The following is a 24,196-nucleotide window of genomic DNA, read 5'->3' on the forward strand; positions in this document are numbered from 1 at the left end:
TTCTGAATGCCTTGTAGCGGGAGATCCCCGCTCTGCTGCATACCACACAGTAGCAGGGGATTTTGTGCAGTGCAACATAACTCGGGCACCCTTACCTGGCTACGCCCTCGGCGCACCAGGATCCTCAGCTCATCTCGGCGATTATCCTGAAGCTCGCCCGCACACCTGGCAGCCGAGCACTGAAGGTCTCTGCCAGTCGCTGCAGCGCCTCGCGACAGCGTCGCAGAGCCTCGTCACGAGGTTCCAGCGGTAGGTAGGCCAGGTCGATATCGACAGAGAGGCGCGGAAACGGTTGCACGAAGAGATTGATGGCAGTGCCACCCTTGAGGGCGAAGCACGGCTCGTCATTGAGAAATGGCAGCAGCGAGACCAGCAGCCGGACCTGTTCGTGGTAGCGAGCATCAATCGGCATGCAGGAACGCCTCCGGCACCGTAACGTGATATTCCCTGTCCAGCTTGCCGCCCTGGCAGAGCTGCCGCTTGCCTTTGCCGAGATCCAGTCGACGTGGTTCCAGACGACCGTACCAGGCATGTCCGGCGTGGCGAGCCAGCACCAGGAAGGCCCGCTTGGTTCTCACCGAACGGCACCCCTCCAGCAATGCCTGAAGCCGACGCGGACGCAGCGTATTGAGGCCACCGAAGGTGTCAACCAGCTCACTGCTGAACAGCAGCGCATTCGGCGTCACGGCAATCCACTCCAGGATCGCTCGCTCAGGGGTCGATACCTGCAAGCTGAAGGCCCTGCCGGCCGACGCGTAGTCCGTGAAGCTGCCGGGAAGCTGCATTGGCAGGCCCTTTTCAGAGTGGAGCACCATCCGCCCTGCCCACTCGGCGTCACTCAACCATCGGGGCAGCCGAGCGGCCTCCTTGCCATACAGGTGCGTCGTGCGCTCCCCCATGGGCAGATAGTGGACGAAGCCATGCAGTGCCAGGGCCGTCTGGCCACCCGGCCAAAGCGGTGGTAACCCCGTGTCATCGCTCGCTTGCAGGGCGAAGACAGCGCTCTCCCAGGTAAGAGGCTCTCCCGCTTGGCAGTAGGCGCCGTACCCCACGCGTTGCAGCCAGCCACTGCCGGCCAGCTTACGCGCCTGATCCGAGGTGACGCCGTGTGATGCAAGCCAGGAGGTCGTAACGACGGCGCCATACGGGATTTTGTGCAGCAGCTGGTTTATTTTCACGTTAGAAAGCGGCCTTAAATTCCGTCTTTAGAGTGAAGAATAAACCACGTTAGTTTATCTTCAAGCCCACAATCGCCATTCAAGGCCGCTTTTAGGACAGAAATTAAACCAAAAGCTGAGTCTCCGCCCTGCTTGATCCCAAATTTAGCGGGAGGAAGCTTGAGGGACGAAGCCAGGCAGAGAAGGCCGCTGCAGTGGACAAAGCGGCCACACATCACATTAATCCTGATAGTGCGTGTACTTTTTCGCACTTCCCTTCACTTGGTCGGCGGGATATTTCTCTGCATTCTTCTCCATCTTCGCCCGGCATGCCGCTTCGATATCCACGTCCAGCTTGCCCGCCAGCCGGATCAGATAGAGCTGAACATCGGCAATTTCGTCGCGCACGGCGGCCAGTTGCTGCTCATCCAGCTCCCTGGACTGCGCCTCGGTCAACCACTGGAAGCACTCCTGCAGCTCAGCTGCCTCCACCGTCAGCGCCATGGCCAAGTTCTTGGGCGAGTGGAACTGGTCCCAGTCGCGCTCGGTGGCGAACTGGTCCATGGCGTCACGGAGCTGCTTGAACGGGTCTGACATCTAGGGGTCACCTGATTCTGCGGTATCGGATTTCAGTGAGCATGCCTGCTCTGCCGCTCGCTATCCAGCCGGCATCGGCATAGGCGACCATCCTGTCGCCCACTCGCTCACAGCACGGAGAGGAATTCTCCGATGACCTTCAGGTCCTCAAGCTCGTCCTCGAGCACGATGTCCTTGTAGCCGAAGGCGTTGGTCTGGGGCTTCAGCACGATGCGCTGGTTCACGAACTCGCCGTACTCCTCGACCTTCTCGCTCTGATACAGCTTGACCGTGAAGCTGCCGCCATGGTCCGGGTCCTCGATGGCTCGGTGCTGCACCACGACGACCTTGCCCTGACGCGTACCGCCCGGGTTCGCTCGGAACAGGCACCAGGCTCCATTGGGAATGCGCCGGTTCATCGACTCCCCCACCACCCGGCTGACGAATAGGTCGGGACTTACTCGCATGAAGTCCGGCAGTTCGACCCAGTGCTCGGCTTCGGCGATCTGCATCTCGCTGAACTCGCCGGCGGCGATGCTCAGATCGTACACGGGCACATGGCGCTCGAACGGCTCTGCCTGCTCGCGTGACACGATAGGAAGATTTAAGCCATCCAAAATCTCAACGTTCTCAGCCTCGTCCGGATGCTCGGCCACTGATCGGGAGCGGACGAAAGCCGCAAAGTACTCTCGGGTTTCGGGGTCGGTGGCATAGACGTAACAGCCCTTCTGGCCCCTCGTCATCAAGGTGCGATAGGTGTTCTTGATGATCTGGTCCGCCAGGGCACGGGCATGCTCGGGTTGCTCCTTGAGCAGTGTCTTGTACCCGTGAACGGAACGGTCTTGCCCTGCCCTTTTCCCGGCATCGGTTACCACGCGGCCGTCGCGAATAACAAAGTCATCCCCGATGATAACGCCAACGTAGTCGAACTCCAGGCCTTGGCAAGTGTGGATGCAACCTACCTGCTCCGCTGACCCATCGGCGATAGCCCACAGCATGCCGTCGTCATCGAGGTTCCACTGGGCGGCGAAGTCATGCTCAGGAAAGACGATGTCCATGGCATGCCTGTCCTTCTTGCTCGCCCAAGGCCAGCAGTATCCCGCCACCATGCGTGCCTTGTTGGCCTTGCGGTTCTTTTCGAGAATCGCCTGGCGCATGGCGCTCGGGTCACCGAATACCTGAAAGTCGTAATCGATATCATCCAGGTCGGTGTTGGCCGTGGTGCGAATCTGAAGAGCGTGATCGAGCCAGGCCAGATAGCCATCCGAGCCGTTACAGCGAAACTGCGACGCCAGCTCTAGCTCCTGGACGTCGGCTCCGCACTCCGCTGCCCGCCGCCTGATTTCCTCGACCGTGCCCACGTCCTTCAGCGTCACGCGCTGCGCTTCATCGATGAAGAAGATCGAGAAGCGTGATGCGGTGATCACCTCCTTGATCTGGCTCTCGCCCAGGTTCTGGTACATGCCGGATTTCTCGTTCAGGCGGTGCGCCTCGTCGATGATCAGTGCATGGAAGGTGTCCGGCTCTGCGTTGACGTAGCTGCCCGAGCCCTTGAACAGGTTGTCGATGTGGGTCTTCTTGCGCGTTCCGGTCAGCTTCTTCTTGAAGACCTCCCGAGGGGCCGAGTTGCGCGATACGTACTGCGTCATCATCTCGCGCTTCGTCAGTTCCACCAGCAGGTTGATGGCCACCACCGACTTACCGGTGCCGGGCCCACCCTTGACGATCAGGCACTGCTTGTTGCCTTTGGCCGCCCGATGCGCAAGATCAAGCGCGGTTTCATAGACCAGCTTCTGGTCGTCGATCATCAGGAACTCCGCGTTGCCTTGCATCATCGAGGCCAGTGCATCCGCCAGGTTCTTGCTCGGCTTGATCACACCATGCTCGATGCGATACATGATGTTGTTGCTGTCACCGTACTTGATGTGCTGGCTCAGAAACTTCGAAAGCTTCAGGGCATCCTGCGAAATGAAGACCGGCGCCCGGCGTGTGTGGTGCTCGTAGAAGGGATCATTGATGGCGTGCCCCTGCTTCATGTTGTGCAGGTAGGCGCAGGGCACCAGGCGGATCGACTCGGAGCGTACCGTCTCGTTGTAGTCCTCGATCAGCGCGCCATAGGACCACGCTTGATACGACGGATGGTTGGTCTCGCGCACTCCGCCACCCAACTGGGTACGGACGATGGCATCCTTCTTCGTCACCTCGACGGACTGCCACTGTTTCAACTCTACAATGACGGCGGCATCGTCACGCTGGTGGTTCTTGCCGGTGAGAATAAAGTCCACACGGCGATTGGTCAGCGGAATGTTGTACTCAATGGCCACTCCTGCCGATGCTGGGATGCCCTCATCGAGCAGAACGCTCATCATGAAGCGAAGGGAGCTCTCCCAGGATGTCACCTCACTACGGGGCGAGTTGCGGTTCAGTCTGCGTGCCACCTCGTTCTCGATGGCGTCGGTGATGACGTTGGCTCGCACATCGTCGATAAACTGCTGCTTGGTGGCATTGTAGACCAGCATTGTTTATCAGCCCCTTGTATACTCAATAAAACTTTATACATTTAATTTTTCTTGAAACTTTCACTCGTCGATCTTTTTGTGCCCCCTTACCAGCCATGCGTCTCTGAGATCGAACACGCAGCTGTGCCCTTCCTGGAGGATTGGCTAGCTAACTGATAAATACAAAAAACCCGCCAGAGTGTGCTTCCATGAGAGGCATGGCGGGTATGGCATTCAACATGCTGCGATGATGCTCCAGTCATGTCAATGGGCTGGCCTGCTTGCGATTGAGCTATGCATACGTCTCGCGGCAGCACCTACGTTCTTGCGTGTAGGCATGCATCCAGAGAGCCTATGGTTCCTCTGAGCAGACTGGATGGTGCTATTGACTTGATGGGAATGGTGGGCCCAGCTGGACTCGAACCAGCGACCAAGGGATTATGAGTCCCCTGCTCTAACCAACTGAGCTATAGGCCCTGCATTGCGCCGCCGTATGATAGCGAAAGCTGGTGGGCGAGGCCAGAGGCTCGCGGGTGGCAATTTCGTTTCGCCGCGCCGGGCACTTCCCGGCGTTTGGCGTGTCTTCTGGGGTGAGCCTTCCGCTCCAGGAGACGCACCGTTCATGAAACGCCTTTTCTCTTCCTTCTCCGTACTGGCCTTGGGTGCCACCGCCCTGCTGTTCGCCTCGCCGCTGGCGGCTTGGGAGCTCGATCCGGAGCGTTCGCGGGTTTCCGCCACGGTGATGCAGATTACGCCCGACGGACCCATTCCGCGCCAGCACGAGGTGCGCCGGCTGAGTGGCAGCGCCGATGCCAGCGGCAACCTGGAACTGCCGCTGCGGCTAAACCAAAGCGACGTGGTCGAGCGGCTCGGGCAGTTGCCACCGTGGCTCTCCGGTATCACCCAGCGGCCCATGGCCACCCTGACCACCCAGTTCCCGCCCGAACGGCTGGAGCGGCTCGCCGTGGGCGAATCCATGGTGGAGAACCTGACGATGAAGGTGCAATCGGGCAACGCCGTGCGCGAGGAGTCGCTGCCGGTGCGCTTCACCAAGACGGGTAGCAATCAGATCCAGGTCACCAATGCCGAACGGGTGGCGCTGGATGGGCAGGCGCTGATGGCCGACCCGACTCTGCGCTCGGTTCTCCTGCTGCTCGGCTACGAGCAGATTGGCGACGAGGTACCGGTCAGTCTCGATGCTCTGTTGGTCAAGCCAGGGGACTCATAATCCCCTCACCGCTTTCCCCCCCAACCGGCATTTCCCCTCTCAGGGCGGCGTGAAAGCCGCCCTGCACGTGTGACGCTCCGGCACGTTTCCTGAAGCGACCAACGCCCCGTTGCCGCCTCGTTGTCGCTGGTCTACGGTTTAGAAGCGAACTGCAGTTGAGACAGCCGGAGCCTGGGTCCGAAGCGCTCAGCTCAGTGCCTCGCTCTCCTCCAATGCGCCGGTCTGTACTCGCCACTGGGCGGCGTAGCGGCCGCCCTTGTCGAGCAGCTCGGCATGGGTGCCCTGCTCCACGACCCGCCCGCCGTCGACCACTACGATCTCGTCGGCGTGCACGATGGTCGAGAGGCGGTGGGCGATCATGATCACCGTACGGCCGTGGCCGATCTTGGCCAGCGAGCGCTGGATGGCGGCCTCGGTCTCGTTGTCCACCGCGCTGGTGGCCTCGTCGAGCACCAGGATCGGCGGGTCCTTGAGCAGTGCGCGGGCCAGCGAGAGGCGCTGACGCTGGCCACCGGAGAGGCGCACACCACGCTCGCCCACGGCGGTGTCGAGCCCCTGGGGCAGAGCCTGGATGAACTCCCACGCCTCGGCGGTGCGCGCCGCCTCGATCACATCGGCTTCGCTGGCCTCGGGGCGGCCGTAGGCGATGTTGTCGCGTATCGAACCTTCGAACAGGTAGACGTCCTGGCTCACCAGGCCAATGGCCTGGCGCAGCGAAGCAAGACTCACCTCGCCGATCGGCTGGCCGTCGATGCGGACCTGGCCGGCCTCGGGGTCGTAGAAGCGCAGCAGCAGCTTCATCAGGGTCGACTTGCCCGAGCCGGTGGCGCCCACCAGCGCCAGGGTATTGCCGGCGGGCACGTGCAGGCTCACCCCGTCCACCCCCACGCCGCTGGCGGCATAGTGGAAGCTGATGTTCTCGAAGCTCACTTCGCCGCGTACCGGCTCTGCCAACGGCTGCCCCTGGTTGTCCTTCACCGTGATCGGTACCGCCAGCAGGTCGAGGATGCGCCGGGTACTGGCCATGGCGCGCTCGAACAGGTCGATCACTTCGGCCAGCCCCGTCAACGGCCACAGCAGGCGCTGGGTGAGGAACACCAGCACGCCGTAGGCGCCCACGTTGAGGTCGCCGCGCAAAGCCATCATGCCACCCACGGTAAAGGTGGCGAGGAAACCGGCCAGGATGGCCATGCGGATCACCGGGATGAAGGCCGAGCTGACCTGGATGGCGCGACGGTTGGCCTCGACGTAGGCCTCGCTGACCTGGCGCAGCCGCTCGGCCTCGCGCGCCTCGCTGGTGAAGCTCTTGATGGTGGCGATGCCCGAGAGATTGTTGGAGAGCCGGCTGGCGAGGTCGCCCACCTTCTCGCGCACGTCGGCGTAGAGCGGGCCGGCCTTGCGCTGGAAGAAGAACGCGCCCCAGATGATCAGCGGGATCGGCGTGAAGGCGAGCAGCGCGATCAGGGGCGAGATGACGAAGAACACCGCGCCCACCGCGACCACGGTGACGCCGACCTGGATCAGCGAATTGGCACCGCCGTCGAGGAAGCGCTCGAGCTGGTTGACGTCGTCGTTCATGGTCGCCACCAGCTGGCCCGAGCTCTTCGACTCGAAATAGGCCATGTCGAGACGCTGGGCGTGCTCGTAGGTGTCCAGGCGCATGTCGGCCTGCAGCCGCTGGGCCAGGTTGCGCCACAGGATCTTGTAGAGATACTCGAAGATCGATTCGCCGGCCCAGATGAAGAAGGTGAGCACGGCGAGCACCATGATCTGCTGCTGGGCAGTCTCGAAGCCCGCTCGGGCGACGAAGCTGCGCTCCTGATTGACCACTACGTCGATGGCCACACCGATGAGGATCTCCGGTGCGATATCGAAGATCTTGTTGATGATCGAGCAGGTAGTGGCGGCGATGATGCGACGCCGATAGCCGCGCGCATAGCGCAGCAGGCGCACCAGCGCCTGGAAGCTGTTGGCGGAAGCGTTGGCTGACATGGGAGATTCCTTTCGAGCAAGCGTCTCGAGCAAGAGTCGCAGCTTACCGGGTCAGGGCCGCTTGCACCAAGGCGTAACCGGGCCGACTACCCTCAACAACCCCCGTTCGAAATCCGGAAACGCGCACCGAACTTGCATCGCCATGGCGCTATTCACGACAATACTTAGCTTGCTCAACGCCAAGGATGTTCGATGCTCGCCGACCTCTTCGCCGTGATGGCGCCCGTCCTGGCCGGCGCCGGCCTGGGCTTTACCTGGATGCGCCTGGGCCAGCCCTACCCCGTGGACTTCGTCACGCGGCTGGTCTTCAACATCGGCACGCCGGCCCTGGTCATTGCCTCGCTCACGAATGCCGAAATCGATGCCGGCAGCTTCGGGCGCACCATGCTCGCCACTGCGCTGGTGATGATCGGCATGGGCCTTGCCACCTTTGCCATGGCGCGCCTGCTGCGCCGGGATTGGCGGGTACTGCTGGCGCCGATGATGTACCCCAACACGGGCAACATGGGGCTGCCGGTGGTGCTCTACGCCTTCGGCAGCGCCGGCTTCGCGTTCGGCATCACGGTGATGGTCACGGTCTCGCTGTTCCAGTTCACCATCGGTTCCATCATTGCCAGCAGCAGCGGCAACCCTTTGCGAACTCTGGTCAGGACTCCCACGGTTTACGCTATCCTGATTGCACTGGCTCTGTTGCTGAGCGACACCGAGCTGCCGCGATGGCTGGCCAATAGCGTAGACCTGATCTCTGGCTTCACCGTACCGCTCATGCTGATCACGCTGGGAGTCTCGCTGGCCAGCATCCAGGTGAAGAATCTGCGTTCGGGCATCGGCTTCAGCCTGCTGCGTATTCCGGTTGCCGCTCTGCTGGCCTGGGGGATCGGCACACTGCTGGGCCTGTCGACGCTTGCGCTCAGCATCCTCGTGCTGCAGATGAGCATGCCGGTAGCCGTCTTCAATTATCTTTTCGCCCAGCGTGCCAAGCGTGAGCCAGAGTACGTGGCCAGCCTGGTGTTCTGCTCGACGCTGCTGGCACTGCTCTATCTGCCGATCCTGTTGGCGATCCTGATGTAGTCGCCAACGGTTCACGAGGGTGATGGGAACACCCGGGCTGCTCCAGAGTCTCTATCTACCGGGGCGGTATCGAAATGCAAGGGAGAGGATCATGCACGAAGCAAGCAAACGGCTGGCGATTCCGCTGCTGGCCTGCATCGCAGGAAGCATCGGTTCGGTCCAGGCCGCTGAGATCGTCGCCGAACGCATTGCCACCGAGCATCTGGAGCTACGTCTCGAACGCATTGCCGAAGGCCTCGAACATCCCTGGTCGGTGATCATGCTGCCCGACGGCCGCTTTCTGGTCAGCGAGCGCCCGGGGCGACTGGCGCTGGTCGAGGAGGATGGCAGCATCTCTCACCTTGACGGCCTGCCCGAGATCAGCGCCCGGACCCAGGGCGGTCTGCTCGACGTGACGCTGCACCCCCGCTATGGCGATGGCGAGCACGACTGGATCTACTTCACCTGGAGCAAGCCCGACGGCAGCCAGACTGCCACGGCCCTGGGCCGGGCTCGCCTGGACGACACCCGCCTGAGCGACCTCGAGACCCTGTTCGAGCAAGAGCGGCCTGCCGACCCCGGGCGCCACTATGGTTCCAGGCTCGCCTGGCTGCCGGACGGCACGCTGCTGATGTCCATCGGCGACCGCGGCAGCCCACCGCGAGCTCAGGATGGCCGCGACCATGCCGGCAGCATATTGCGCCTGACGGAAACCGGCGGCGTCCCCGAAGACAATCCCTTCGTCGGGGACGACGGGACACTCGACGAGATCTTCACTCTCGGCAACCGTAATGCCCAGGGCCTGGTGGTCACGGAGGCGGGCGAGGCCTGGGCCACCGAGCACGGCCCCCTGGGCGGCGATGAGCTCAACCGCCTCATTGGCGGCGAGAACTACGGCTGGCCCGAGGTGAGCCTGGGACGAAGCTATGTCTCGCGCCAGCCCGTCGGTGAGGATTCCCTACCCGGCATGCGCGACCCCGTTCATGTCTTCGAAGACCGCTTCGCGCCCTCCGGCCTGACCCAGGTCACTTCGTCCATGTTCCGGGAATGGCAGGGCAACCTGCTGGCAGGGGGGCTGCAAAGCGAACAGCTGCACCGTCTGGCCCTGGATGGTGATGAGTTGGTCGACAGTGAAGTCGTACTCGATGGGCAGATCGGGCGCATTCGCGACGTTTACCAGGGGCATGATGGTGCCATTTACCTGATCAACGACGATCCACAGGGCAACCTTTACCGGCTGAGGCCGGTCGATTGATCCCAAGTGTGGCACCGGACTTGAAGCCCGGTGCCGTGACATTCGTCGAACACCGTCCGCGAGTCGCCATGCGCCTACGCAATCTCATACTTCTGACCGTCATTGCACCGCTCTTCCTGGTGCTGCTGATCTTCAGCCTGGTGGCCATCAAGTCGCTCGAGGACAACGTGCGCAATCGCCTGGAGCGGGAAGTCCAGGTCATCACCAACGTGATCGGCACCACCCTGAGCCAGGCTCTGACGCGCAACGCCACCGAGCCCCTCGAGGAGTCGCTCTACTCCGCCTTCTCCTTCCACCGTATTTATGGTGCCTATGTATTCGACCCCAATGGCCGCGAGATCTACGGCCTTGGACTGGGTCAGGCGCTATTCAGCCCCGAGACCATTCGCGAGGTGGCCGAACACGGCGAGATGCGGGCCGCCTACCGCGAGCACGACGGCTGGCACTACTACTCGGCACTGAAACCACTGCTTTCCGCCACCGGCGAAGTGCAGGGCGTGCTGCAGGTCAATCGGCTCAATACCGGTATCGAGAACTACACCGGGTTTCTCAGTCAGTTGGCCCTGCTGGCTTTCGTCATCGGTGCGGCCGGCATCGTGCTGGGCATCTGGTGGGGTTTTCGGCGCCACATCGAGCGGCCGCTCGAACGCCTGCTCACCGTCATGCAGCGCGTCGAGGCCGGCGACCGTGGCCAGCGTGCCGAAGCCGAAGGTCCGCAGGAGTATGAGCGCCTCGCCGTGGCCCTGAACGGCATGCTGGATGCCATGGCCGAGAAGGATGCCGACATCGAGGCTCGCCGGCGCAAGGAGATCGAACTCGAGAAGCGGCTGCGCAAGTCGAAGAAGCTCGCCGAGCTGGGGGTGCTGGCTGCCGGCGTCGCCCACGAGATCGGCGCGCCGCTCACGGTGATCAACGGCCAGGCCCAGCGACTGGCCCGGCGCGACACGCTCAACGACGCCGACCGGGCCAGGTTGGGGCGCATTCGCAGCGAGGTGGAGCGCATCGTCGAGATCGTGCGTCAGCTGATGGAGCTCGGCCGCCGCCACAATGTCGAAAAGGAGCCGCTGGACCTGGCCGACCTCCTCGGAGCGGCACGCGAACTGGTGGAGGAAGACTTCGAGCAGAACGCCATCCGCCTCGAACTCGACCTCCCCCCCTCCTATTCACCATTGCTGGCCAATGGCCAGCAGTTGATCCAGGTATTGACCAACCTTCTGCGCAATGCCGCCCAGGTCAAGGAAGTCAGCCGTGTGCGCATACGCACGCGGGAAAAAGAGGGCTGGCTGACGCTGTGGGTGGAAGATGACGGCTCGGGTATCGGCGACAAGGACAAATCCAAGGTCTTCGATCCCTTTTTCACTACCAAACCCGTCGGCCAGGGCAGCGGCCTGGGGCTTTCCATGGTGCACCGAATCATCAACGACCACGGCGGCACCGTCGGGGTGTTCGACAGCGAACTGGGGGGAGCCGGCTTCGAGATCGGACTACCACTGAACGATGCCGATGAAGGAGGAACTGCCACGTGACTGGGAGCCACAGCCATACCGACTTACCCATACTCATCGTCGAGGATGACGCCGCCATCCTCGAGCTGCTGGAAGAGGAACTTCAGGAGGCCGGTTACCAGACGCTAGGCGTCGGCAGTGCCGAGGAAGCCGTCGTCGCCTTGAGTCACAGTGAAGTGGCCCTGGTGATCAGTGACGTGCGCCTCCCCGGCATGAGCGGCATGCAGCTGCTCGAGCAACTGCGCCACGAGGGCAGCCGCCTGGGTTTCATCGTCATTACTGCCTTTGGGACCATCGACCAGGCCGTCGAGGCGTTGAAGATCGGCGCCGATGACTTCCTTACCAAACCGCTGGACCTGGAGAGCGTGGGAGAAGCGGTCTTCCGGGTGCTGGAAAACCGGCGCCTGACCGAGCGCTTGCATCAGGACGAGCCACCCGGCCATTTCCATGGCATCGTCGGCGAAAGCGAAACGATGCAGGCGCTTTTTCACGATGCGGCCCGGCTGGCCAAGAGCGATGCGCCCATCCTCATCCTGGGCGAGAGCGGCACCGGCAAGGAGCTGTTGGCCCGCGCCATTCATGCCGAGAGCCCCCGGTCCGGTGAACCTTTCATTGCCATCAACTGTGCCAGCATCCCCTCGGAACTGATGGAGAGCGAGTTCTTCGGCCACGTCAAGGGCGCCTTCACTGGGGCCAGCGAGTCGCGCCAGGGCCTGTTCCAGACGGCCAACGGCGGCAGCCTCTTTCTCGACGAGATCGGCGAAATGTCACCCGGCCTTCAGGCCAAGCTGCTGCGGGCGCTGCAGGAGAAGATGATCAAGGCGGTGGGGGCCGAAAAAGAAGAAGCCGTGGACGTACGCATCATTGCCGCCACCCACCGTGATCTGGAACAGGAGATCGAAAACGGCAACTTCCGCAGCGACCTGTTCTACCGTCTGGAGACCTTTTCGCTGCGTATTCCCCCGCTGCGCGAGCGCCAAGGGGATATCGAACGCCTGATCTCCGCCATGATCGAAAAGCACGCCAGCGCCCAGGGCAAGAGCATCGAGCGCATCGAACCCATGGCACTACAGACCTTGCTCGACTACCCCTACCCAGGCAACGTTCGTGAACTCGAGAATGCCGTCATGCGCGCCGTGACCTTGGCGGAAGATGGCCTGCTCAGCCATACCGACCTGCCGGAGCGTATTCGCCAGCATGGCCAGGATCAGCGTGGCGCCGTGCGGCAGATCGAAACTGGCAAGGCCCTGGTCGCCAGCGGCCAGCAGAGCTGGCCGAGCCTGGAGGAGGTCGAAAAGCGCTACATCCAGAAAGTGCTCGAGGCGACGGGCGGCAACAAGCGGCGTACCGCCGACATCCTCGGCATCGCCAGACGCACCCTCTACCGCCGTCTCGAGGAAGAATAGTCTCGAGGAAGAAATAGTCATCCTCATCAACACGACACGCTGATGTCACAAGCACAAAAAAGCCCCCATGGGAGCTTGGGGGCGAAGCACGCCATGCAATCCAACTGACGGTGCAAGGGGGGGAGGGTGGCGGGCCGTCAGCGGATTGCGCCGCGTCATGCTTAGTGGATGACGCATCCTTGCGTCGATGCTTCTCCTTCGGCCCCAGCCACTCGGCCGGGGCCGGAACGATGGAGGGTCAAGAAGCGTTGTCGTCCTCATCCTCCGGATATTCCCACTCTTCTTCCTCGTTCTCGTATTCGAACTGAGGCTCTTCGCCAGGCATCGCCTCGGTGCCCTCGCCGAAGCCTGGCTCGTCTTGCATCCCAGGCGCGGCTGGATCGGTACCCGGTGCGGCTTCGGTGCCAGGCGCTTGCTGCATACCCGGATCTTGCTGCATACCCGGATCTTGCTGCATACCCGGATCTTGCTGCATGCCCGGATCCTGCTGCATGCCCGGATCCTGCTGCATACCCGGATCCTGCTGCATACCAGGTTCCGCCTCGGTGCCTGGCATGGCCGGGTCTTCACCGGGGCTAGCGGGATCGATGCCCGGAGCCGCGGGGTCACCCGGATCGACACCAGCACCCGTTTCATGGCCCGGAGCCTCATCGGTAGCCGGATATTGAGGCTGCTCGGTGCCCTGCTGGGTCTGGAATTCGTCCTGCTGTGTCTGCTGCGCCAAGGCCAGCGGGCTGGCAGTCAGCCCCATGGTCACGCCAAAGACGCCTAGCTTCTTCAGAAATTCCTTGGACATCATACTTCCACCTCCTGCGATATCGTCTTGCGACGAATGTCATGGGCTTCCTGCCCGAGCCGCCACCACTCGGTAACGGCACTTGAACAAGCAATGGCTAATTACAAGCAATGGCTAATTAGTTGCCACTCTGCTCTTCCTCATCGACCAAGAGGTCATCTTCCTGATCGTCATCCATGGTGGGCTGTTGCCCATCGGGCTGTTCGCCAGGTACCGGCTCTTGCTCGGCTTCCGGGAGCGGATCCTGTTCGGGAGCCAACTCACCTTCTGGGCTCTCCTCGACCCCAGTCGTGGGATCCGCAGCCCCATCGCCAGCGCCAGTATCGGTCTGGTCGATGCCAGGATCAGCCGTGGTGTCCTGCATCGGCGAGCCTTGCTCTTCCATGGTGGGACGCTCCTCCTCAACCGGTGGAAGCTCGTCGTCGTCATTGCCGCAGCCGGCAAGGGTCAACGTCCCCAGCGCAAGAGCCACTGCCGAGGCCAAGGCCGTCATTCGCCTGGCGGACCTGCTTGCACGCTTATCATGGCTCATGTGGATCTCTCCCTAGTTGGTTCGTCCTCACCTATCAGGGAGCACAGGTTGTGCCAGTCTTGCCTATTCCTCTTATATTTTAGAAAAAACAATGAATTAGATTACGCAGAAGACGAAATTCCCACCTCCCCCGCCTGCTTTTACCATGGTGCAAACTGACACATGGCTAGGTCTGCCACAGGCGGCCTCGCCAGGTTTGCCCCAGGTTTTGCTTGGTGCCAAGCATGACGCAGCAAGGGGGCACCTATTGGGTGCCCCCTTGCCTTGAGGGATCGAGTCGCTGCGTCGAGGCGCTATCCCGGGGAAACGCCCCGCAGCCGCTCGCTGCGCCGCCGCAACAGCTCAAGCGTCGTCAGCAGCAGCATCGAGAGCAGTACCAGCAGTGTTGCCACGGCCAGTATCGTCGGGCTGATCTGCTCGCGGATACCCGACCACATCTGGATCGGCATGGTGGTCTGCTCGGGTCCGGAGATGAACAGCACCACTACCACCTCGTCGAAGGAGGTGATGAAGGCAAACAGAGCGCCGGAAACGACACCCGGCGTTACCAGAGGCAACACCACCTTGAAGAAGGTGCGCGTGGGATTGGCACCCAAGCTGTGTGCCGCCTTGATCAGCGTGGTATCGAAGCTCGACAGGGTGGCCGTCACGGTGATGACGACGAATGGTATGCCAAGCGCGGTATGCGCCAGGATCACGCCAAGGTAGGTCTGCGCCAGGTTGATCTTGGAGAAGAAGAAGAACATAGCCGCCGCGGAGATGATCAGCGGCACGATCATCGGCGAGATCAACAGCGCCATGATCGCCCCGCGCGCCGGCATATGCCGGTTGGAGAGACCCAGCGCCGCGATGGTACCCAGGATCGTCGCCAGGATCGTCGAGGCGATGCCGATGATGAAGCTGTTCTTGATCGAGCTGAGCCAGGCGCTGGAGGTGAAGAAATCCTCGTACCAGCGTAGCGAGTAGGCTGCCGGGTCGAGCTTGAGCATCGCCTCCGAGAAAGTGAAGTAGGGCTGGGCATTGAACGATAGCGGGATGATGATCAGCAGCGGTCCCACCAGGAACAGGAAGATCAGCGCACAGATGCCCAGGAAGACGTAATGCCAGATGCGCTCGCCGCGAGTTGCATAGGAAGGTATGGCCATCGGATTACCCCAGCTTGACCTTGTCGACGCCGATCAGGCGATTGAAGACCATGTAGAAAACGATCACCACGAACAGCAGGATCGAGGCAATGGCCGCGGCCAACCCCCAGTTGAGCGAGGTCTGCATGTGGTAAGCGATGTAGTTGGTGATGAAGCGACCTGACTGCCCGCCCACCAGTGCCGGCGTGATGTAGTAGCCGATCGACAGGATGAAGACCAGGATGCCACCGGCGGCGATGCCCGGGATGGTCAAGGGGAAGTAGACCCGCCGAAAGCTCAGGAAGGGCCTGCCGCCCAGCGAGCGAGCTGCACGCATGTAGCTCGGCGGAATGGTCTTCATCACCGAATAGAGTGGCAGGATCATGAACGGCAGCAGGATATGGGTCATGGCCACGATGGTGCCGGTCTTGTTATGGATCATCTGCCAGCGCGCCTCGTCGGCAATCACGCCGAGGGCGACCATGATGTCGTTGAGCACCCCTTGGGACTGCAGGATGGCGATCCAGGTCGTGGTTCGTACCAGCAGTGACGTCCAGAACGGCAGCAGTACCAGGATCATCAGCAGGTTCGAATGGCGCAGCGGCAAGTTGGCAAGCAGGAAGGCGATCGGGTATCCGAGCAACAGCGTCAGCCCAGTGATCACCGCGCTCATCCAGAAGGTGCGCCAGAACAGCGAAACGTGCACCTTGAGGTGGTCTGACACTTGGACGATTTCACCCGTCGGCGTAAGTTGGCGGTCCACCGCCGCCAGATAGTAGGTGAGCGTGTAGGGCGATGCCTCACGCTGGATCAGCTTCCAGGTATCGAGTTCACCCCAGGTGTCATTGATCTCGATCAGGGCTTCACGATAGGGCGGTTCCACGGGCAATTGGCGTGCCGTACGGTTGATCGCCGAGCGCATGCCCGATTTCTCGTAGTTCAGGCGACTCGACAAGAGCCCCAGATTGCGTGCGGCCTGGCCTTCACGCAGGTCTTCCACCAGGGCGGCAAAGACCGGCTCGTCGGGTAACGCGCCGTTGTCCCAGCCTTCCAGGGCGGTGACGGTGCGCGACAGCTGGGTGGAGACCTCGGGATTGTCGACACTGCGCCACAGCATTTCGACGATCGGCATGACGAAAGCGATGCACAGGAACAACAGCAATGGCGATACCAGCAGGAAGGCCTTGATCTTCGAGCGCCGCACGGCACGGCGCAAGCTGACCTTGAGCGGCACGCCATCGGCGGTGGTCAAAGGGGAAGCGGGAGATTCGGACACTCGGGCCCCTCCAGGAAGCGACGTAACAAAAAGGGAGTCGACAGACAGCCCCCACCCGGCCAAGGGCCGGGTGGGGGCACGGCTTACTGGGCCAGCCAGGCGTCGAAGCGCTGGGTCAGCTCATCGTTATAGTCGGCCCAGAACTCGTCGTCTTTCTGGATGGCAGTGGCGAAGTTGGGTGGGAAAGTCGGCATGTGCGGCATCATGTCGATACCGGTTTCCGCATGCACCGAGACCATGTCCGAGGAAGAGTAGCGCGCCGGGCCGTAGGAGATGTACTGGGCCTGATCGGCGAGCCGCTGGGTGTCGGTGGCGAAATAGATGTAATCCTTCACCTTGTCGAGTTTACCGACAGGTACCACCCAACCATCCAGCTCGAACACCTGGGCATCCCAGATGATCTCGAAGGGCTGGTCCTCTGAGACCATCGCATCGAAGATGCGGCCGTTGTAGGCGGAGCCGAAGGCCACCTCCTTGTCGGCGAGCAGTTGCGGCGGCTGGGCGCCCTCTTCCCACCAGATCACGTGATCCTTGATGGTATCGAGCTTGTCGAAGGCGCGCTGAATGCCCTCCTCCGTCTCGAGCAGGTCGTAGACGTCTTCGGGCGCCACGCCATCGGCAACCAGCGCCCACTCGAGGTTGTTGATCGGCTTGCGCAGCAGGGTGCGCTTGCCCGGGAAGTTTTCCAGATCGAAGACATCGGCGATGGTACTGGGCTGATTGTCCTCGGGGAACATTTCGGTGTTGAAAGCGACGACGTTGGAGTAGACGATCGAGGCGACGAAGCACTCACCCAGGGCACCGTCGACGAAGTCCTCGCTCGGGGGCGTACCGTCCGGAGCGTCCGCCAACAGTTCGTCGTGGTTCAGCGGCTCGATCAAGCCCTCGGCGCAAGCGATCATGGCGTCTGCCGGCAGCATGTCGACCAGATCCCAGGTCACATTGCCCGCCTGGGACTGTGCGCGCAACCCGGCCAGGGCGTTGCCGCTACGGTCGATGTTGATGATCTGGTCGCCGGTCTGCTCCATCCAGGGCTCATGGTAGGCCTTCTGCTGACTCATGGTGTAGGCGCCGCCCCAGGAGACGATATTGAGCGTCTGCTGAGCCTGCGCCATGGTCGCCAGGCCCATGACCGAGGCTCCCGCCACGGCACATGTCATCAGTTTCAGAGCCGGAATCTTCAGCACCGGTTTCCCTGCTTGCTTGTTGTCATGTTTCATTGTCTATCTCCACTTGTTGTACTTTTTTGACACAGCTTCAAGATCAAAGCGCATCAGGCATCGAGAGCCCGACAGTCGCTACTGGACCAGCCGATATCGATCAACTGGCCCGGCCTCAGCGAAACGTATCCCATCGCATTGGGGGTCTTGAGAATGAATTCATCGTTGCCGCAGACACTGAGACGGGTACGCAGATGATCGCCCAGATAGATCACCTCCTTGACCTCGGCTTGGAAGCGGTTATCGAAAGCCTCGTCGGCTTCACCCAATATGATGCCGACACGTTCCGGACGCAGGGAAAGGGTCGTGCGCGCGCCGATACCGCCCGCTGCGACGGCCTTGGCCAATACCGTCTCCCCACTATCGAGGCGGACCTGGCACTTGTCCCCGATGGTTTCGATCACTTCACCATAGAGCCGATTGTTCTCACCGATGAAATTGGCGACGAAAGCATTCTCGGGCGCTTCGTAGAGCGCTTCAGGGCTGGCAAGCTGCTGTACGACGCCATCGTTGAACACGGCGATGCGATCGGACATGGTCAAGGCTTCGGTCTGATCGTGGGTCACGTAGATCATGGAGACGCCCAGATCGGCATGGATGCGCTTGATCTCGTACTGCATCTCCTCACGCAGGTTCTTGTCGAGCGCCCCTAGCGGCTCGTCCATCAGCACCAATTCGGGTTCGAAAACCAGCGCCCGGGCCAGGGCCACGCGCTGCTGCTGTCCACCTGACAGTTGCGCCGGGCGCCGGTCGCCGAAATGCTCGAGGCGCACCATAGCCAGTGCACGGTCGACCTTGCGCTTGGTCTCGGCCTTGGACAGATGACGAACTTCAAGGGGGAAGGCGAGGTTCTCGGCAACCGACATGTGAGGAAAGAGGGCGTAGTTCTGGAAGACCATGCCGATGCCCCGCTTGTGCGGCGGCAGGTCGTTGATCGGATTGCCCTGGAGCAAAATCTGACCATGGGTAGGGGTCTCGAAGCCCGCCATCATCATCAGGCAGGTGGTCTTGCCCGACCCGGAAGGGCCCAGCAGCGTGACGAACTCGCCACGGCTGATATCGAGGTTGAAGCCTTTGACGACCAGCTCGACTCCGTCGTAGCTCTTCTGCACGTTGATGAAACGTACGAAGTGGCTGTCCGTCTCGTGACCAGCTTGCCCAACGTCGTCGTTGCGCGTTTGTTGCAGACTTTCGTTCATGCAGGGTTCCCACTCATGGCCAACCGGCAACGAAGTATGTTGCATTCGTGCAGGCTGGCTTTGTTCTTATCGGAATACCATGACCCTATTCCTTTCCGGACAGTGACCGCAATCCCCACAGAGTCCAAATAGCGTTGAACAACAGCTGAGACAGAAACCGGGATATCGGGTAACCCAACGTTACCCAAAGAAAACCTTATGTTACCGCCAAAATGACGACAACAGGGACATAGGCGCCGACTCGGCAGCGCCGTCCCGTTCGCGTACAATCCTTGTTCATATAAAAAAGTGCTGCAGCCACGCTCTTGGGCGTCGGTCTCAGGACTGGCATCACACGCCAAAGCCGCCACACTGACATTGTGTAACGTTCCCAACGTGCACCCGCGTACGTCTCGTCGGACAGCCGACATTACGTAAACCAGGAGAGCACGAATATGTATAGCAAAATCATGGTTCCGGTCGACCTTGCCCATCTGGATGTGCTCGAGCCCTCCTTGCAGGCAGTAGCCGATCTGGCTCGGCACTACCGGTCCGAGGTCTGCTATGTCGGGGTGACCTCCACTGCCCCGAGCAGCGTGGCCAGGACACCGCAGGAGTACCAGCAGAAACTGGAGGCGTTTGCCCAGCAGCGAGCGGCGGTGCATGGCCAGCCCGTCAGCGCCCACACCATCAGCAGTGCGGACCCGGTCGCCGATCTCGATGACCTGTTGATCGAGGCGATTCGAGACGTGGGCGCCGACCTCGTGGTCATGCTGACCCACCCGCCGAAGCATCTCGACGTCATCATGCCGTCTCACGGTGGCAAGATCGCCACTCATACCGATGTCTCGGTCTTCCTGGTCAGGCCATCGCGCGCCTGACATCACCCACTCCTCACCATCACACCTTCGACGTTTCAATGGGAGAGCGTAACGTGGATAACAATTACCGCGACGAGCGCGCCATGGGGGCAGAGCCCTCGGAGGGCGTGCCTGCCCCGGAAGGGCCAGCCAATCTGATTGACACCGACTACGTCATCGGCCAGGACAACCTGGCCACCGACAAGCTCGGCTTCAGCATCGACCTGCACGGCAAGGTATTTACCATCTCGGCACTAGTCACAGTGTTCTTCGTGGTCATTACCCTTGCCCTGCAGGCCGAAGTGGAGCCACTGTTCACTGCCTTGCGCAATTGGCTTACCGGCAACCTGGACTGGTTCTTCCTGCTCGCCGGGAACATTTTCGTAGTGCTGTGCCTGGCGCTGATCGTGTCGCCGTTGGGCAAGGTGCGAATCGGCGGCATGCATGCCAAACCAGACTTCAGCTATACAGGCTGGTTCGCCATGCTGTTTGCCGCCGGCATGGGCATCGGCCTGATGTTCTACGGTGTATCGGAGCCGATGTCGCACTTCGGCGCGGCTCTCGGTGGCACCACCGTCGAGGATGGCGTGCGCACCGACTGGGCTCCGCTCGGTGCCGCCGCAGACGACCCAGCGGCCGCGGCCAGCCTGGGCATGGCCGCCACCATCTACCACTGGGGGCTACATCCCTGGGCGATCTATGCCGTGGTGGCCCTGGCGCTGGCCATCTTCTCGTTCAACAAGGGCCTGCCGCTGACCATGCGCTCCATCTTCTACCCGCTGCTGGGTGAGCGGGTGTGGGGCTGGCCCGGGCATATCATCGACATCCTGGCAGTATTTGCCACGCTGTTCGGCCTCGCCACTTCGCTGGGCCTCGGTGCCTCGCAGGCCTCAGCCGGCCTCAGCTTCCTGTTCGGCGTGCCCGAGACGGACGCCACCATGGTACTGCTGATTCTCGGCATCACCGCCGTGGCCATCGTGTCGATCCTGGCTGGGGTGGACAAGGGCGTACGCCGGCTCTCCGAGATCAACATGGGCCTGGCCTTGCTGCTGCTGCTGTTCGTCATCCTGGTGGGTCCGACCCTGCTGATCCTGACCGGGTTCTTCCAGAACCTGGGGGCTTATGTGGTCAACCTGCCGGCGCTGTCGAACCCCTTCGGTCGTGAGGATGCCAACTTCACCCAGGGCTGGACCGCCTTCTACTGGGCCTGGTGGATCTCCTGGTCGCCCTTCGTCGGCATGTTCATTGCCCGTGTCAGCCGGGGGCGCAGCGTGCGTGAATTCCTGGTCGCCGTACTGCTGGTGCCTTCGCTGGTCTCGGTACTGTGGATGACCGCCTTTGGCGGGACCGCCATCGACCAACTGGTGGGTACCGGCTTCGAAGGCGTGCGCGACGCGGCCCTCGAGCTGCAGCTGTTCGTGATGCTCGGCGAACTACCACTTACCGCCATCACGTCGTTCGTGGGGATCGTGCTGGTGGTCGTGTTCTTCATCACTTCGTCGGATTCCGGTTCACTGGTGATCGACACCATCACGGCCGGCGGCAAGGTCGATGCACCCAAGCCGCAACGGGTGTTCTGGGCCATCATCGAGGGCGTCATCGCCATCGCCCTGCTGCTGGGCGGCGGCCTGGCCGCCCTCCAGGCGATGGCCGTCTCGACGGGATTGCCCTTCACCCTGGTGCTGCTGGTAGGCTGCTATGCCATCATCAAGGGACTGATGAGCGAGCCGAGAACCTGACGCCATTGCCCGACGACAGGCGGCCCAGTGGGCGGCCTGTCGTCGGCGGGCTAGCCCCGAACTTGAATTCGCGGCCGTGGTCCGGGCATGCCGAACGGGGCTCGCCCCGAGACTAAAAAATTCCCATTCGTCAAGTGTTTCATGCATCTATCGACTACTAGCAACGCGCTAACGCTTCGGGCATATTCTCAATAGATCATTACAACTATGCCTAAGGAGCCGTTCTAAGCCCATGATGGCCCCCGAAGACGCCTTTCGTCTGCTCGCCGATGGCTTGGGCAAGGCCGGCACTCCCCAGGCGTTCGATCATTTGGTCGAGCGCATATCCACGATTCTCGATGGGGAGCATGTGCTCATCGGCAAGCTGCTTTCCGATGAGGCCTCCATCCGCACCGTCGCCTTCTGGTCACGAGGCTCACTGCAACCCACTTCGGTCTATACGCTGGCAGGCACGCCATGCGAGCACGTGCTGAATGACGAAGTCTGCGAATTTACCGACGGCGTCTGTCAACGCTTTCCAGACGATACGATGCTGCAGGAGCTGGGAGTCGAAAGCTACGTCGGCATTCCGCTACGCGCACCACAGGGGCACCTCGTCGGCCTGCTCGCCGTGCTCTCCAGCCACCCCCTCGAGTTGGCCGCCTACGCCCCGGAAGTGTTGCGCATCGCCGCAGCCCAAGCAGGCGCCGAGATGGCGCGACGGGCAGAAGAGGAGAAGCGTCGCAGCAGCGACTATCGTATCCAGCAGCTCATCTACTGGGATAGCGTCACGGGCTTGCCCAACCGGCGCTACTTCATGGAGCGGCTGGAAGAGGCCTGCGAACAGGCCCGCTTGCGTGGCAACAGCCTGGGCCTGCTCTATCTCGACCTGCAGCGCTTTCGTCAGATCAACGATACCCAGGGACACGAACTGGGCGACCTCATGCTGGCCGAAATCGCCGGTCGCTTCGGCGCCCAGGCCGAACCCGGCGAGTTCGTCGCCCGGCTGGGAGGCGATGAGTTCATGGTACTGCTCACCGACACCCGGCCGGCCGCCATGGCTCACGCCATCGAGCGTTATCGCAACAGCCTCACCGCGCCGATCCAGCTGTCGGAGCGAAGCTTTTCGATTTCCGCCAGCGTTGGCGCGGCGCTGTTCCCCCGCGATGCCGACAATGCTCAATCGCTGTTCCAGCATGCCAGCATCGCGCTCAATCACGCCAAGCAAGACACTAGCCGCACCCGCTTCTTCACCGCCACCATGGCGGACGAACTCCACCAGTACGAGCTGCTGCAGCTACGCTTCAGCGAGGCCTTGGCCAAGGGCAAGCTAACGCTCGCCTTCCAGCCCCAGTTCAGCCTCAAGACGGGCAAGCTGACCGGCGCAGAGGCCCTGTGCCGCTGGCACGATGAAATCCTGGGGCACGTCAGTCCCGGCACCTTCATCCCACTGGCGGAAGAGCAAGGTCTTATCTGCGCCTTGGGCGAATGGGTGCTGGAGGCCGCTTGCCAACAGCTCATGACCTGGGAGCGCCAAGGCAAGCCGTTTCCCGGACGGCTGAGCGTCAACGTCTCGGCCCAGCAGATGGACGACCCACGCCTGGCCGAGCACATCCAGCGTGTCGCCACCCGAGTGCCCCCAGGCAAGCTGGGGCTGGAACTCACCGAAAGCGGCTTGATGCGCAACCCCGAGCAGACGGTGCGAATCACCCGGGCCCTGTGCAAGGCGGGCTTCAGTCTGGCGATCGACGACTTCGGTACGGGCTATTCCTCGCTGTCCTATCTCAAGCGTTTTGCCGCCGATACCCTGAAAATCGACATGTCCTTCGTTCAGGACATGCTCAAGAGCAGCCACGACCATGCCATCGTCTCGACCATCATTGCCATGGCCCAGACCCTGGGCATGCTGACGGTGGCCGAAGGCGTCGAGGCCGCCGAGCAGGCCGAGGCCTTGCGTGCGCTGGGCTGCACCGGCGTCCAGGGCTTCCACTTCGGTCGCCCCGTGGATGGCGATACCTTCGCCGAACTCTGGCTATGAGCCAACACCAGCCGAGCGAGCCGCCTGGTCATGGCTGAAAAGTCGACGAGCGATGGCAGCTAGGTCCACAGGGCGCTGACGGGGAGCGTAGGGCCGTAATACTTCGCCACCTGGGCTTGGAACAACTCGGCAGTTGCCAATGCATCGACCATGGCGTGATGCCCCTGATAATCAGGCAGGCCATAGCGCCGCCGACTGTCACCCAGGCGTATCGAAACGGGCGGCCGCCGCATCCAGCGTCTCAGCCGCGACCACAGCGAAAGCCGATAGAGTCGCGCCTCCAGCGACATGGTATCGATCATCGGAAACCGGATCCCCGCCCCCAGCCTGGCCTTGACCGCATCGAAGAGAAACGGCCGCTCGATGTGACGAAAGTGCACCACGACAACCCGCCCCGCCAGAGCCTCGAGCAGCTCGGGCAGGATCTCCTCCAGGTCAGGCGCCTTGGCCACTTCCGAGTGCGTGATGTGGTGATAGGCTATCGAGGCCTCGAACAGCGGCCCACTGGGGCGCACGACCCAATAGCGCCGCTTGGCCAGAGGGATTCGCTTCAGGCTGAAGGGAACCAGACCGATGCTGACGATGGCATGGCGCTGGACGTCGAGGCCGGTGGTTTCCAGGTCCAGGGCCACCAGTGGCGCCTCGCCGATGGGAGTGTCGGGTGCTGGCCAATCCGCAGCAAAGAAACGCCGCAGCAGGGGGTCCTGCGCTTCGGCTGCCCGTTGCTGCAGATAGGCAGGCCACTCATGGCCATGCGAACGCGCTGTAACTCGGTGGGATAGCATGG

Annotated in this window: 20 protein-coding genes and 1 tRNA gene; 8 read left to right on the forward strand and 13 right to left on the reverse strand. The window is 62.0% G+C overall.

Features of this window, described 5'->3' with window-relative positions; translation table 11 throughout:
* Window positions 1-124: 124 nt before the first annotated feature.
* The 5 genes from ACUY1T_RS14855 to ACUY1T_RS14875 all read right to left on the reverse strand — a co-directional run bounded on the left by ACUY1T_RS14855 (window position 125) and on the right by ACUY1T_RS14875 (window position 4,708).
* Window positions 125-412, reverse strand: a complete 288-nt coding sequence (locus tag ACUY1T_RS14855) for a nucleotidyl transferase AbiEii/AbiGii toxin family protein (RefSeq protein WP_446024091.1) — start codon at window positions 410-412, stop codon at window positions 125-127.
* Window positions 402-1,178 carry a type IV toxin-antitoxin system AbiEi family antitoxin domain-containing protein gene (locus ACUY1T_RS14860; protein ID WP_446024093.1) on the reverse strand — a complete coding sequence of 259 codons (777 nt, stop codon included), beginning with the start codon at window positions 1,176-1,178 and terminating at the stop codon, window positions 402-404. Before ACUY1T_RS14860 ends, ACUY1T_RS14855 begins: the two co-directional genes overlap by 11 nt.
* Window positions 1,179-1,397: 219 nt before the next feature.
* Window positions 1,398-1,754 (reverse strand): nucleotide pyrophosphohydrolase, encoded by a 357-nt coding sequence (locus ACUY1T_RS14865; RefSeq protein ID WP_043527825.1) that lies wholly within the window; start codon window positions 1,752-1,754, stop codon window positions 1,398-1,400.
* 107 nt (window positions 1,755-1,861) lie between these two features.
* A complete protein-coding gene (locus tag ACUY1T_RS14870) occupies window positions 1,862-4,252 on the reverse strand; it encodes a DNA/RNA helicase domain-containing protein (protein WP_446024096.1) in 2,391 nt (796 codons plus the stop codon).
* A 379-nt stretch (window positions 4,253-4,631) separates the two neighbouring features.
* Window positions 4,632-4,708: transfer RNA gene (locus ACUY1T_RS14875), tRNA-Ile, on the reverse strand.
* 145 nt (window positions 4,709-4,853) lie between these two features.
* Here ACUY1T_RS14875 and ACUY1T_RS14880 point away from each other — a divergent pair.
* On the forward strand, window positions 4,854-5,459 hold the full coding sequence (locus ACUY1T_RS14880; RefSeq protein WP_446024097.1) for a hypothetical protein: 606 nt from the start codon (window positions 4,854-4,856) through the stop codon (window positions 5,457-5,459).
* 186 nt (window positions 5,460-5,645) lie between these two features.
* Here the strand turns inward: ACUY1T_RS14880 and ACUY1T_RS14885 are convergent, their stop codons facing one another.
* Window positions 5,646-7,451, reverse strand: a complete 1,806-nt coding sequence (locus ACUY1T_RS14885; protein WP_446024098.1) for an ABC transporter ATP-binding protein — start codon at window positions 7,449-7,451, stop codon at window positions 5,646-5,648.
* 192 nt (window positions 7,452-7,643) lie between these two features.
* Here ACUY1T_RS14885 and ACUY1T_RS14890 point away from each other — a divergent pair, with 192 nt between their 5' ends.
* From ACUY1T_RS14890 to ACUY1T_RS14905, 4 genes are all read left to right on the forward strand, one after another.
* Window positions 7,644-8,522, forward strand: coding sequence for an AEC family transporter (locus ACUY1T_RS14890; RefSeq protein ID WP_446024100.1), 879 nt, complete (start codon window positions 7,644-7,646; stop codon window positions 8,520-8,522).
* Window positions 8,523-8,613: 91 nt separating this feature from the next.
* The gene (locus ACUY1T_RS14895) at window positions 8,614-9,756 is read left to right on the forward strand and encodes a PQQ-dependent sugar dehydrogenase (protein ID WP_446024102.1); all 1,143 of its coding nucleotides are present in this window, start codon (window positions 8,614-8,616) and stop codon (window positions 9,754-9,756) included.
* A 68-nt stretch (window positions 9,757-9,824) separates the two neighbouring features.
* A complete protein-coding gene (locus tag ACUY1T_RS14900; RefSeq protein ID WP_446024104.1) occupies window positions 9,825-11,282 on the forward strand; it encodes an ATP-binding protein in 1,458 nt (485 codons plus the stop codon).
* Entirely contained in the window at window positions 11,279-12,667 is a 1,389-nt protein-coding gene (locus ACUY1T_RS14905; RefSeq protein WP_446024106.1) for a sigma-54-dependent transcriptional regulator, read from the forward strand. The genes ACUY1T_RS14900 and ACUY1T_RS14905 overlap by 4 nt, the downstream gene beginning before the upstream one ends.
* A gap of 238 nt (window positions 12,668-12,905) precedes the next feature.
* Here the strand turns inward: ACUY1T_RS14905 and ACUY1T_RS14910 are convergent, their stop codons facing one another.
* The 6 genes from ACUY1T_RS14910 to ACUY1T_RS14935 all read right to left on the reverse strand — a co-directional run bounded on the left by ACUY1T_RS14910 (window position 12,906) and on the right by ACUY1T_RS14935 (window position 18,814).
* Window positions 12,906-13,466, reverse strand: a complete 561-nt coding sequence (locus tag ACUY1T_RS14910; protein ID WP_446024107.1) for a hypothetical protein — start codon at window positions 13,464-13,466, stop codon at window positions 12,906-12,908.
* Window positions 13,467-13,581: 115 nt separating this feature from the next.
* Window positions 13,582-13,995, reverse strand: a complete 414-nt coding sequence (locus tag ACUY1T_RS14915; protein WP_446024109.1) for a hypothetical protein — start codon at window positions 13,993-13,995, stop codon at window positions 13,582-13,584.
* 293 nt (window positions 13,996-14,288) lie between these two features.
* The gene (locus tag ACUY1T_RS14920) at window positions 14,289-15,140 is read right to left on the reverse strand and encodes an ABC transporter permease (protein ID WP_446024111.1); all 852 of its coding nucleotides are present in this window, start codon (window positions 15,138-15,140) and stop codon (window positions 14,289-14,291) included.
* A gap of 4 nt (window positions 15,141-15,144) precedes the next feature.
* Window positions 15,145-16,395 (reverse strand): ABC transporter permease, encoded by a 1,251-nt coding sequence (locus ACUY1T_RS14925; RefSeq protein ID WP_446024113.1) that lies wholly within the window; start codon window positions 16,393-16,395, stop codon window positions 15,145-15,147.
* Between the two features lie 83 nt (window positions 16,396-16,478).
* The gene (locus ACUY1T_RS14930; protein WP_446024115.1) at window positions 16,479-17,615 is read right to left on the reverse strand and encodes an extracellular solute-binding protein; all 1,137 of its coding nucleotides are present in this window, start codon (window positions 17,613-17,615) and stop codon (window positions 16,479-16,481) included.
* A gap of 53 nt (window positions 17,616-17,668) precedes the next feature.
* Window positions 17,669-18,814, reverse strand: coding sequence for an ABC transporter ATP-binding protein (locus ACUY1T_RS14935; RefSeq protein WP_446024117.1), 1,146 nt, complete (start codon window positions 18,812-18,814; stop codon window positions 17,669-17,671).
* Window positions 18,815-19,248: 434 nt separating this feature from the next.
* On the opposite strand from ACUY1T_RS14935, the gene ACUY1T_RS14940 reads away from it, so the two are divergent.
* From ACUY1T_RS14940 to ACUY1T_RS14950, 3 genes are all read left to right on the forward strand, one after another.
* A complete protein-coding gene (locus tag ACUY1T_RS14940; RefSeq protein WP_446024119.1) occupies window positions 19,249-19,674 on the forward strand; it encodes a universal stress protein in 426 nt (141 codons plus the stop codon).
* Between the two features lie 38 nt (window positions 19,675-19,712).
* Window positions 19,713-21,392: a BCCT family transporter gene (locus tag ACUY1T_RS14945; RefSeq protein WP_446024121.1), complete on the forward strand. Its 1,680-nt coding sequence runs from the start codon at window positions 19,713-19,715 to the stop codon at window positions 21,390-21,392.
* 232 nt (window positions 21,393-21,624) lie between these two features.
* The gene (locus ACUY1T_RS14950; RefSeq protein WP_446024122.1) at window positions 21,625-23,409 is read left to right on the forward strand and encodes a putative bifunctional diguanylate cyclase/phosphodiesterase; all 1,785 of its coding nucleotides are present in this window, start codon (window positions 21,625-21,627) and stop codon (window positions 23,407-23,409) included.
* Window positions 23,410-23,468: 59 nt separating this feature from the next.
* Here the strand turns inward: ACUY1T_RS14950 and ACUY1T_RS14955 are convergent, their stop codons facing one another.
* On the reverse strand, window positions 23,469-24,194 hold the full coding sequence (locus tag ACUY1T_RS14955) for a 3'-5' exonuclease (RefSeq protein ID WP_446024124.1): 726 nt from the start codon (window positions 24,192-24,194) through the stop codon (window positions 23,469-23,471).
* Between the last annotated feature and the right edge of the window lie 2 nt (window positions 24,195-24,196).

This window comes from Billgrantia sp. Q4P2, assembly GCF_052806135.1.

Coding starts and splice junctions, on each gene's coding strand:
- ACUY1T_RS14855 (WP_446024091.1), bottom strand. CDS start 412: ATGCCGATTGATGCTCGCTACCACGAACAGGTCCGGCTGCTGGTCTCG.
- ACUY1T_RS14865 (WP_043527825.1), bottom strand. CDS start 1,754: ATGTCAGACCCGTTCAAGCAGCTCCGTGACGCCATGGACCAGTTCGCC.
- ACUY1T_RS14870 (WP_446024096.1), bottom strand. CDS start 4,252: ATGCTGGTCTACAATGCCACCAAGCAGCAGTTTATCGACGATGTGCGA.
- ACUY1T_RS14880 (WP_446024097.1), top strand. CDS start 4,854: ATGAAACGCCTTTTCTCTTCCTTCTCCGTACTGGCCTTGGGTGCCACC.
- ACUY1T_RS14885 (WP_446024098.1), bottom strand. CDS start 7,451: ATGTCAGCCAACGCTTCCGCCAACAGCTTCCAGGCGCTGGTGCGCCTG.
- ACUY1T_RS14890 (WP_446024100.1), top strand. CDS start 7,644: ATGCTCGCCGACCTCTTCGCCGTGATGGCGCCCGTCCTGGCCGGCGCC.
- ACUY1T_RS14895 (WP_446024102.1), top strand. CDS start 8,614: ATGCACGAAGCAAGCAAACGGCTGGCGATTCCGCTGCTGGCCTGCATC.
- ACUY1T_RS14900 (WP_446024104.1), top strand. CDS start 9,825: ATGCGCCTACGCAATCTCATACTTCTGACCGTCATTGCACCGCTCTTC.
- ACUY1T_RS14910 (WP_446024107.1), bottom strand. CDS start 13,466: ATGATGTCCAAGGAATTTCTGAAGAAGCTAGGCGTCTTTGGCGTGACC.
- ACUY1T_RS14915 (WP_446024109.1), bottom strand. CDS start 13,995: ATGAGCCATGATAAGCGTGCAAGCAGGTCCGCCAGGCGAATGACGGCC.
- ACUY1T_RS14920 (WP_446024111.1), bottom strand. CDS start 15,140: ATGGCCATACCTTCCTATGCAACTCGCGGCGAGCGCATCTGGCATTAC.
- ACUY1T_RS14930 (WP_446024115.1), bottom strand. CDS start 17,615: ATGAAACATGACAACAAGCAAGCAGGGAAACCGGTGCTGAAGATTCCG.
- ACUY1T_RS14935 (WP_446024117.1), bottom strand. CDS start 18,814: ATGAACGAAAGTCTGCAACAAACGCGCAACGACGACGTTGGGCAAGCT.
- ACUY1T_RS14940 (WP_446024119.1), top strand. CDS start 19,249: ATGTATAGCAAAATCATGGTTCCGGTCGACCTTGCCCATCTGGATGTG.
- ACUY1T_RS14945 (WP_446024121.1), top strand. CDS start 19,713: ATGGGAGAGCGTAACGTGGATAACAATTACCGCGACGAGCGCGCCATG.
- ACUY1T_RS14950 (WP_446024122.1), top strand. CDS start 21,625: ATGATGGCCCCCGAAGACGCCTTTCGTCTGCTCGCCGATGGCTTGGGC.
- ACUY1T_RS14955 (WP_446024124.1), bottom strand. CDS start 24,194: ATGCTATCCCACCGAGTTACAGCGCGTTCGCATGGCCATGAGTGGCCT.